Raw genomic sequence first — 8,731 nt, forward strand, 5'->3', positions numbered from 1 at the left:
CCCATGATTTAGTGGTGCTTGATACCATTGGTGAATTGGGAAAGGTTTATAGTATTGGCGATATCATTTATGTTGGGGGAAGTTTAGTAGCACATGGGGGGCACAATATTTTAGAACCGGCTGCTCATGGCAAACCGATTATTGTCGGTCCTAATATGTTCAATTTTAAAGAGACACATGCACTTTTTTCCGGTAGGAAAGCTTGTATTACTGTAAAAACAGTAGAACAATTGACGCAAACTGTCCTTAATTTATTGCATGATGAAGACTTGCGCAACAATATGCAAAATGAAACATTGCAAATAGTAAGAGAAAACCAAGGGGCAGCTAGACGTAGTGCATTATATTTAAGAGAAATGTTAGAGCAGTGCCAAGCAAATCGTACTAAAAAACAAGTCAGGGTTCAATTGGTGGAAAATTTCCAAATGTCGTTATACAAAATGGTACATGGTGAAGAAAAAGGAATTATTTCGAATTTTTTCTTGTTGGTATTGTATCTTTTTTCATATATTTATCGCCATTTATTAAAGTTAAAATTGTTTTTATATAAAACTAATATCATAAAACAACATAAGCTTGATTGTCATGTAATCAGTTTAGGCAACATTACGGTAGGGGGTACCGGTAAAACTCCAACCGCGCAAATTTTAGCAAAAGCTATCAGTAATATGGGCTATAAAGTTGCTATTTTAAACAGAGGTTATCGAGCAAAATGGAAAGGTAAAGTCGGTGTTGTTTCTGACGGCAAAAAGATTTATATGACCGCGGTAGAAGCAGGGGATGAAGCCTTTTTATTAGCTAAAAGATTGCCAAAGGTACCGGTAATTATTGGTGCTGATCGCGCTATTACCGGAAAATATGCCGTTAAAAAATTAGGGGCAGAAGTTGTAATCTTAGATGATGGTTATCAACATTGGCAATTACAACGAGACATTGATATCTTGTTGATTGATGCCATCAATGTCTTTGGTAATAATTATATTTTACCGCGTGGCACCTTGCGGGAGCCGCTAGAGCATTTAGATAGAGCAGATGTATGTTTACTGACGAAGGTTGATCAATCCAGTAGCGATATTATTGACAATATTAAACATACAATTAATAAACACAACAAAAAGGCGTTAATTATTGAAAGTTCTCATAGTCCGAAATGTTTTATTGAAATTACTAATTGGTATAAAAATATCTCTAACAGTAATTTACCGCTCAATAGTATGGCTAACAAGAAAATAACGGCTGTTTCAGCGATTGGTAATCCGGCTTCATTTGAGAAAACACTAGAAGATATTAATGCGCAGCTTGCTTATAGTATTAGATTTCCGGATCACCATGAATATACAATGGCAGAAATGCAAAGTGTAATGGATCAAGCAGTGGAACATAATTCCGAGGCCATTGTTATTACAGATAAAGATGCGGTTAAAATTCCGGCAGAATTTATCCATTCTGAAAGGGCTTTGCCGGTATATGTATTAAGTATTGAAGTTGAATTTTTAAATAATTATCATGAATTAATGGGACTTATTAAAAATAGACTAAAAAAGACTAAGTCCATACGGAGGTAAAGATGAAAATACTATGTGTTATTCCGGCTCGTTATGCCTCGACTAGATTGCCGGGCAAACCGTTAGCTGATATCGTCGGCAAACCAATGATTCAACATGTCTATGAAAGATCAGCTCAAGCGACAATTCCGCAACAAGTGGTTGTGGCGACTGATGATGAAAAAGTTTTCCAAGCGGTGCAACAATTTGGCGGTAAGGTCGTAATGACTTCAAGTGAGCATCAGACCGGAACAGATCGGCTAGCGGAGGTCGCAAGCAAATATGCTGAGGTTGATGTAATAATTAATGTACAAGGTGATGAACCGTTAATAGATCCCAAAGTGATTGATGAGTTAGCACAAGAATTTTTAAATGATACAGCCTTACAGATGGCTTCTGTTATGAGTATAATGGATACTGAAGATTATCAAAATCCCAATGCGGTAAAAGTTGTTACTGACCTTAATAATAATGCGCTTTATTTTTCGCGCTCCTTATTGCCTTATCCACGAGTTGCAGGTAAAGCCAATGTTTATAAACATATTGGTATTTATGCTTATAAAAAAGATTTCTTGCTGAAATTTGCCAAGTTAGAGCCGACACCGTTAGAACAAAGTGAATCGTTAGAGCAATTAAGAGCATTAGAAAATGGTTATAAAATAAAAATGATAAAAACAAAATCCAAGTTTATTGGTGTTGATAGTATCGAAGATTTACAAACAGTAAATGAATTATTAAGAAAATAGAGGTGAAAATAATGAAAACAGTTAATGTTGGTAATATAAAAATTGGTGGCAATCAGCCGTTAGCGTTATTGGCAGGACCATGCGTATTAGAAGGCTTTGAACGTAGTTTGAAAATTGGTAAGGCTATTAAGGAAATAACCCAAAGATTAGGAATTCCTTATGTTTTTAAAGCGTCTTTTGACAAAGCAAATCGCTCTTCATATAGTTCCTTTAGAGGTCCGGGGATAACAGAAGGCTTAAAAATGTTGCAAGCTATCAAAGATGAATTACAAGTGCCGATTGTTAGCGATATCCACTGTATCACTCAAGTCGAAGCAGCGGCAGAGGTACTGGACATTTTGCAAATTCCAGCATTTTTATCACGCCAAACTGATTTGCTGTATCAAGCGGCAAAAACCGGTAAAACCGTTAATGTGAAAAAAGGGCAATTTTTATCACCGGCAGAAATGAAAAATGCTGTAGTAAAAATGGAAGAAGCGGGCAATGAAAATTTGATGTTAACTGAGCGGGGAGCTAGCTTTGGTTATAATAATTTAGTAGTAGATATGAGAAGTTTCCCAATTATGAGATCATTTGGCTATCCGGTTGTCTTTGATGCGACTCATAGCGTTCAATTGCCGGGTGGGGCGGGTACAGCTTCGGCCGGACAAAGAGAGTATGTGGAATATTTAACAAGAGGTGCTGTGGCGGTAGGTGTTGATGCTTTATTTATGGAAATACATGATAATCCACCGGAGGCCTTATGCGATGGTGCTAATATGTTATATGTTGACCAATTGGAAGACTTATTGAAAGATGTTTTAGCTATTGACGCTATTGTAAAAAAACGTAAATAACTATACAATAAAAACAACATTAATGATTTTGTCAAAAATCTTTAAGTACAGAAGTAAGTGAGGCAAAATAAATGATTATTGAACAAGCTCAAAAAGTATTAGCCGTTGAAGCGCAAGCTATCGAACGGCTTATTCCACGTATAGATGAACATTTTATTAAGGCGATTGAATTATTACTGGACTGTAAGGGTCGTGTTATTGTAACTGGAATGGGAAAATCAGGATTAGTAGGCAAGAAAATTGCCGCGACCTTAGCCAGTACCGGCACGCCTTCATTTTTCTTGCATCCGGCAGAGGGGATTCATGGCGATCTAGGGATGGTAACAGCTGATGATGTGGTAATTTCATTGTCTAATAGTGGTGAAACAACGGAGGTTGTCAGCATTTTACCAATTATTAAAAGAATTGGTGCAAGTATTATTGCGATGTGTGGTAATAGCCAAAGTACAATGGCGCTTAATGCCGATGTTTTTATTGATGTTAGTGTGGCGGAAGAGGCTTGCCCACTAGGATTAGCACCAACCGCGAGTACTACGGCAACACTGGCAATGGGCGATGCGATTGCGGTGGTTTTATTATCAAAACGCAAGTTTACTCCAGAAGATTTTGCCCTGTTTCATCCTGGCGGTTCGCTGGGGCGTAAATTATTATTAACAGTTGAAAATGTTATGCATTCCGGTGAAGATAATCCGATTGTTTCAGCTGAGACTAATGTTAAGGAAGCGTTATTTGTTATGACTTCCAAAGGTCTTGGAGCAACAGCGGTGGTAGATCAGTCTGGTTGTTTACTGGGTATTTTAACAGATGGTGATATTAGACGGGGGTTAGAAACCGGCCATCAATTTTTAGAAGAGTCTGTGGTCAATATCATGACTAAGACCCCGAAAACAATTACTGCGGATAAATTAGCGGCAGCGGCACTTTCGATAATGGAAAAAAATAAACCTCGACCGATAACGGTATTGCCGGTAGTGGATAAAAATAATTTTGTTATTGGGATAGTTCATCTTACTGACTTATTGCGTCAAGGGGTGGTATAATGGGTATTGGTAATTTAGCCGGACAAATTAAAATGATTATTTTTGATGTGGATGGCGTTTTAACAGATGGCAAGATTGTCATTGGTAATAGTGGCGAAGTTTTAAAAGAATTTAATGCACAAGATGGGTTAGGAATTTCTTTGCTAAGACAAAATGGCATCATTCCTGCTATTATTACCGGCAGAACTTCGGGAATCGTAGCACAACGTGCAGCCGAGCTGAAAATAGAAAATTTGTATCAAGGAGCAAAAGATAAAACTTTGGCTTTAATGGAATTACAAGAAAAACATAAATTGGCATTGAGTCAAATCGCTTATGTTGGCGATGATTTAATTGATTTGCCGGTGATGTTACAGGTTGGGCTGAGCTTTGCAGTAGCCAATGCGGTGTTAGAAGTAAAAGATCAAGCGAACTATGTTACAAAAAACTATGGTGGTAATGGTGCAGTGAGAGAAATAGCGGAAATGCTATTAAAAGCACAAGGGAAATGGGGTAATATTATTGACTCCTATCTTTTAAAAGGTAAATCCCAACAAGAAACTGAACAATAATACTCACTAAACTTATAGAAAGGTTAGCAGAGTGATGCAATATATAATTTTAAAAACAATTAGTAAAATATTATGTTTATTACCATATAATTTTATTTTGCAACTAGGGGCGTGGTTAGGGGTTTTATATTACTATTTAGTAAGAAAACAAACTAAGCGCAGTGAAAAACAGTTGCAGGAAAGTCTGAAATTATCTGATGCTGAAATTAAAGCAATTAATAAAAATTTATATAAACATGTCGGTAGAACCTTTTTAGAAATAATGTATATGCCGAGATTAAATCAAAATAATATTGAAACTTACTTTGAAGTAGAGAACAAGCATTATATTGACGAGGCTTTAGCGGAAAATAAAGGGGTAGTTCTCTTGACGGCTCATCTTGGCAATTGGGAGTGGCTTGGGGCGTTTTTAGCACTTAGTAACTATCCGATAACGACGGTTATTAAGCGTCAACCGAATGACCAACACACTCAAATTCTCAATGAATATCGTGAGATGGTTGGGATTGAGGTTTTTGCGCGGGGTACGACAGAATTGGTCGGAGCAGCTAAAGCTTTGAAAAAAGGAAAAATTTTAGCTTTTTTAGCAGATCAGGATGCCGGAGAAGGTGGCGCTTGGATAAAATTTTTGGGTAAACCAGCTTCAACACCATTAGGACCGGCTGCTTTTTCAAAAAGATTAAAATCCCCAATTTTACCGGTGTTTATTGTTCGCCAGCAAAGTGGTAAGCATAAAGTTATTGTTAAAGAAGCGCTGTATTATGAAAATACCGGCAATGACTTACAGGATGAATATGCTGTAACAGTAAAAATGACTAGGGTTATTGAAGATATAATTATAGCTAATCCAAGTCAGTGGCTGTGGTTTCAAAAGCGTTGGAATACAACAGCCGAGATGATGAAGCATAATTTATTAATAGATAAGGACTAGGTGAGATATGAAAAATAAAAAGCTTATAATTATCCTGGCCTTGGCATTAGTAGTAGGCTTTAGTTATTATTTTATAATTAGTGAGAATAATGTTAAAACAAAAAATGATGTTGAAGTTAGTAACATTACATATTCCGGTAACACGATAGTGGAAGAAAAAGACGGTAAAAAGGTGTGGGAATTAACGGCAAATACTATTGAAATTGAACCTACTACCAAGAATACAATCTTAAAAGAAGTTAAAGGTGTTTTTTATCAAAATAATGGTGAAATCATAACTTTAACGGCGCCGGAAGCGGTATATGATGTTAATAATCGTGATATTACAATTAAAGGCTTAGTGCAAGTTGTTAGCAATAATGGGGCAACAATGCAAGGTGATGTTTTTAAATGGCAGGCTAAAGAGAGTAAGCTGGTTGGTGATGGTAATATTATTTTGAAAAAAGAAGATACGGTGTTAACTGGTAATCATATTGAGGCAACAGCCGGCTTGACTAAAGTAAAAGTGCAAGGAAATGCCAAAATTATAAAAGGTGGGAAATAAGATGAATTTTAGAACGATAAAAACATTATTCCTAACAGCTTGTTTATTATGTAGTTTATCTTTAGCACAAGCGGCGGAGGGCAATATGGAAGTTTCCGCAGATACATTAGAATATGATTCTAATAGTGGCATTGTTGTCGCTAATGGCAATGTGAAAATGCTTAAAGAAAATGCGACCTTAACCGGCGCCAAAGCTACTTACAATACGAAAAATCAAGAAGCGACGGTTAGTGGTGGAGCTCACTTAATAAAAGAAGATATTGATTTAACTTCAGCCAGCTTAACCTCAAAAAATAATGATGAAATAATTGCAATTGGTAATGTTGTGATGATTAAAGGCGAAACTACTATTACTGGTCCACAAGTTAATTATTATAGTAAACAACAATATGCAGTCATCAATAGCGATGCAACGGTTAATATGAAAGATTCAACAATGACAGCCAATAAGCTAGAAGCCTTTTTAGCTGACAATAAGGTTGTTGGTACCGGTAATGTTCATTTGACTAGCACGGCTAGAGAAATTGATGCGGTGGGGGATGTCGCAACTTACTACGGTGCTAAAGACCAACAAGGTAAAATTATTTTAGAAGGTAATGCGAAAGCGGTACAAAAAGGTAATGTTCTTAAAGGCAATAAATTAACATTGTTTTTAGCTGACAAAACTACTAATGCTGAAGTTGTGATAAAGCCTGAATAATATTATGAATTTAGATATATCTTCAAAATGAAAAGATGTGAATGAATGTTTATTCAAACAAAAAATTTAATAAAAACTTATGATAATATCAATGTAGTTAATGGCGTTAATATAAAGGTTGAAAAAGGTGAAGTTGTCGGGTTGTTAGGTCCTAATGGTGCCGGTAAAACTACCACTTTTTATATGATTGTGGGGTTGGAAAAACCAAACTGCGGAATGATAAATATTTCTGGTGAAGACGTTACGGGTTTGCCAATTCATAAAAGAGCGAAATTTGGTATTGCGTATTTACCGCAAGAAGCTTCGATTTTTCGTAAATTATCGGTGGAAGATAATTTACTAGCAATATTAGAAACTACCGGCATGACTAAAGAAGAGCAACATAACAAAATGGAAAGCTTATTGAAAGAATTTAATGTTAATCATGTCAGAACTCGTAAAGGTGCAGAATTGTCAGGTGGTGAACGGCGACGCGTGGAGATTGCTCGATGTTTAGCAATTGAACCCAATTTTATATTGCTTGATGAACCCTTTGCTGGAGTTGATCCGATTGCCGTTATTGATATTCAAGAGGTCATCAGTTATTTAAAAACCAAAGGTATTGGAATTTTAATAACTGATCATAATGTTAGGGAAACTTTAAACATTGTAGATAGAGCATATATTTTAAATCAAGGTGAGATTTTAATTGAAGGTGATAGCCAAACTATTGCTAATAGTGATATTGCAAAGAAATTCTACCTTGGCGAAAACTTTAGTTTATAGGTTGTAAGGAGAATTTTATGCGGATATTAGATAAATATGTTATAACAGAGCTACTAGGACCGTTCTTCTTTGGAATTTGTGCTTTTTCCAGTGTGTTTGTGGGTTCCAGTACGTTACTGCGCATAGCGCAATATGTTACTACTTATGGGGCGGGGTTTTCCACAGTAGTAAAACTATTTATATATAGCTTGCCCAGTATTATCGTTTTGACCTTTCCAATGTCGATGCTCTTGGCAACCTTGTTAGCGTTTGGCAGAATGTCCTCTTCTAGTGAAATTACGGCGATGAAATCAAGTGGTATCAGCTTTTACCGCTTAACAGCACCGGTGTATATTATTGCCATTATCGTTAGTATTTTTGCGATTGGCTTTAATGAATATATTGTCCCAAAAGCTAACGAAGCCTATACAAAAGTGGTGGAGTATGAAATTAAAGGTAATACAGCGCCGAAATCTCAAGAACATATTGTTATAAAGGATATGCAAGGTGGCAATATTGAACGGTTAACATATGCTCGTCGCTATGAAGAAGCCAGCGCGACCATGACCGGCGTATCAATTCAAGAATTTGATAAAGATAAATTGGTTAGAATGCAAAATGCGGAAAAGGCACTTTGGAATAATGCCGGTTATTGGATTATGTATAATGGTTCAGTACATGATTTATCGGAAGAAGGTAATGTCCAAAGAACGTTGCGGTTTACCCAACAAGTTTTACCAATTAATAAAAAACCGCAGGAAATATCTCGTGAACAGAAAAAACCTGATGAAATGACGATGAAAGAACTTCGTCAACAAATTAGAATTATGAAAAGCCAATTTGTTGATGTGAAAAAGATGGAAGTTGAATATTATCAAAGAATTACAATTCCTTTTGCGAGCTTAGTATTTGCGTTGATTGGCACGCCGCTAGGCTTACAACCTCATCGTAACAGCTCGTCGATAGGGTTTGGGATTAGTATTATCGTAATATTTATTTATTATGCCATTATGACCATTTTAAGCGCACTAGGCCAAGGGGGCTCGTTAGCGCCAATGGTAGCAGCGTGGTTGCCAAATATTATTGGTATTATTG

10 protein-coding genes are annotated in these 8,731 nt (G+C 36.3%); all 10 read left to right on the forward strand.

Annotation, left to right across the window (positions count from 1 at the left end; genetic code table 11):
- Positions 1 to 1,565: tetraacyldisaccharide 4'-kinase (gene lpxK, locus KBI38_07415; GenBank protein MBP8629885.1), on the forward strand; the 1,565-nt coding region annotated here is incomplete at its 5' end.
- 2 nt (positions 1,566 to 1,567) lie between these two features.
- Positions 1,568 to 2,290, forward strand: coding sequence for a 3-deoxy-manno-octulosonate cytidylyltransferase (gene kdsB / locus KBI38_07420; protein ID MBP8629886.1), 723 nt, complete (start codon positions 1,568 to 1,570; stop codon positions 2,288 to 2,290).
- A gap of 11 nt (positions 2,291 to 2,301) precedes the next feature.
- Positions 2,302 to 3,126: a 3-deoxy-8-phosphooctulonate synthase gene (kdsA, locus tag KBI38_07425; GenBank protein MBP8629887.1), complete on the forward strand. Its 825-nt coding sequence runs from the start codon at positions 2,302 to 2,304 to the stop codon at positions 3,124 to 3,126.
- Between the two features lie 71 nt (positions 3,127 to 3,197).
- Complete coding sequence (locus tag KBI38_07430; GenBank protein MBP8629888.1) at positions 3,198 to 4,166, forward strand: KpsF/GutQ family sugar-phosphate isomerase; 969 nt, start codon at positions 3,198 to 3,200, stop codon at positions 4,164 to 4,166.
- On the forward strand, positions 4,166 to 4,717 hold the full coding sequence (locus KBI38_07435) for an HAD hydrolase family protein (GenBank protein MBP8629889.1): 552 nt from the start codon (positions 4,166 to 4,168) through the stop codon (positions 4,715 to 4,717). The genes KBI38_07430 and KBI38_07435 overlap by 1 nt, the downstream gene beginning before the upstream one ends.
- A gap of 34 nt (positions 4,718 to 4,751) precedes the next feature.
- Complete coding sequence (locus tag KBI38_07440; protein MBP8629890.1) at positions 4,752 to 5,648, forward strand: lysophospholipid acyltransferase family protein; 897 nt, start codon at positions 4,752 to 4,754, stop codon at positions 5,646 to 5,648.
- Between the two features lie 7 nt (positions 5,649 to 5,655).
- On the forward strand, positions 5,656 to 6,192 hold the full coding sequence (gene lptC, locus KBI38_07445; GenBank protein MBP8629891.1) for an LPS export ABC transporter periplasmic protein LptC: 537 nt from the start codon (positions 5,656 to 5,658) through the stop codon (positions 6,190 to 6,192).
- A 1-nt stretch (position 6,193) separates the two neighbouring features.
- Entirely contained in the window at positions 6,194 to 6,892 is a 699-nt protein-coding gene (lptC, locus tag KBI38_07450) for an LPS export ABC transporter periplasmic protein LptC (protein MBP8629892.1), read from the forward strand.
- A gap of 45 nt (positions 6,893 to 6,937) precedes the next feature.
- Entirely contained in the window at positions 6,938 to 7,657 is a 720-nt protein-coding gene (lptB, locus tag KBI38_07455; GenBank protein ID MBP8629893.1) for an LPS export ABC transporter ATP-binding protein, read from the forward strand.
- Between the two features lie 17 nt (positions 7,658 to 7,674).
- Positions 7,675 to 8,731: LptF/LptG family permease (locus KBI38_07460; GenBank protein MBP8629894.1), on the forward strand; the 1,057-nt coding region annotated here is incomplete at its 3' end.

It is taken from the genome of Negativicutes bacterium, from assembly GCA_018052945.1.
Lineage (GTDB): Bacteria > Bacillota > Negativicutes > JAGPMH01 > JAGPMH01 > JAGPMH01.

Excerpts from the sequence above, each read along its gene's own strand:
- kdsB (MBP8629886.1), top strand. The coding sequence starts at position 1,568 with ATGAAAATACTATGTGTTATTCCGGCTCGTTATGCCTCGACTAGATTG.
- lptC (MBP8629891.1), top strand. The coding sequence starts at position 5,656 with ATGAAAAATAAAAAGCTTATAATTATCCTGGCCTTGGCATTAGTAGTA.
- lptC (MBP8629892.1), top strand. The coding sequence starts at position 6,194 with ATGAATTTTAGAACGATAAAAACATTATTCCTAACAGCTTGTTTATTA.
- KBI38_07430 (MBP8629888.1), top strand. The coding sequence starts at position 3,198 with ATGATTATTGAACAAGCTCAAAAAGTATTAGCCGTTGAAGCGCAAGCT.
- KBI38_07435 (MBP8629889.1), top strand. The coding sequence starts at position 4,166 with ATGGGTATTGGTAATTTAGCCGGACAAATTAAAATGATTATTTTTGAT.
- lptB (MBP8629893.1), top strand. The coding sequence starts at position 6,938 with ATGTTTATTCAAACAAAAAATTTAATAAAAACTTATGATAATATCAAT.
- KBI38_07440 (MBP8629890.1), top strand. The coding sequence starts at position 4,752 with ATGCAATATATAATTTTAAAAACAATTAGTAAAATATTATGTTTATTA.
- kdsA (MBP8629887.1), top strand. The coding sequence starts at position 2,302 with ATGAAAACAGTTAATGTTGGTAATATAAAAATTGGTGGCAATCAGCCG.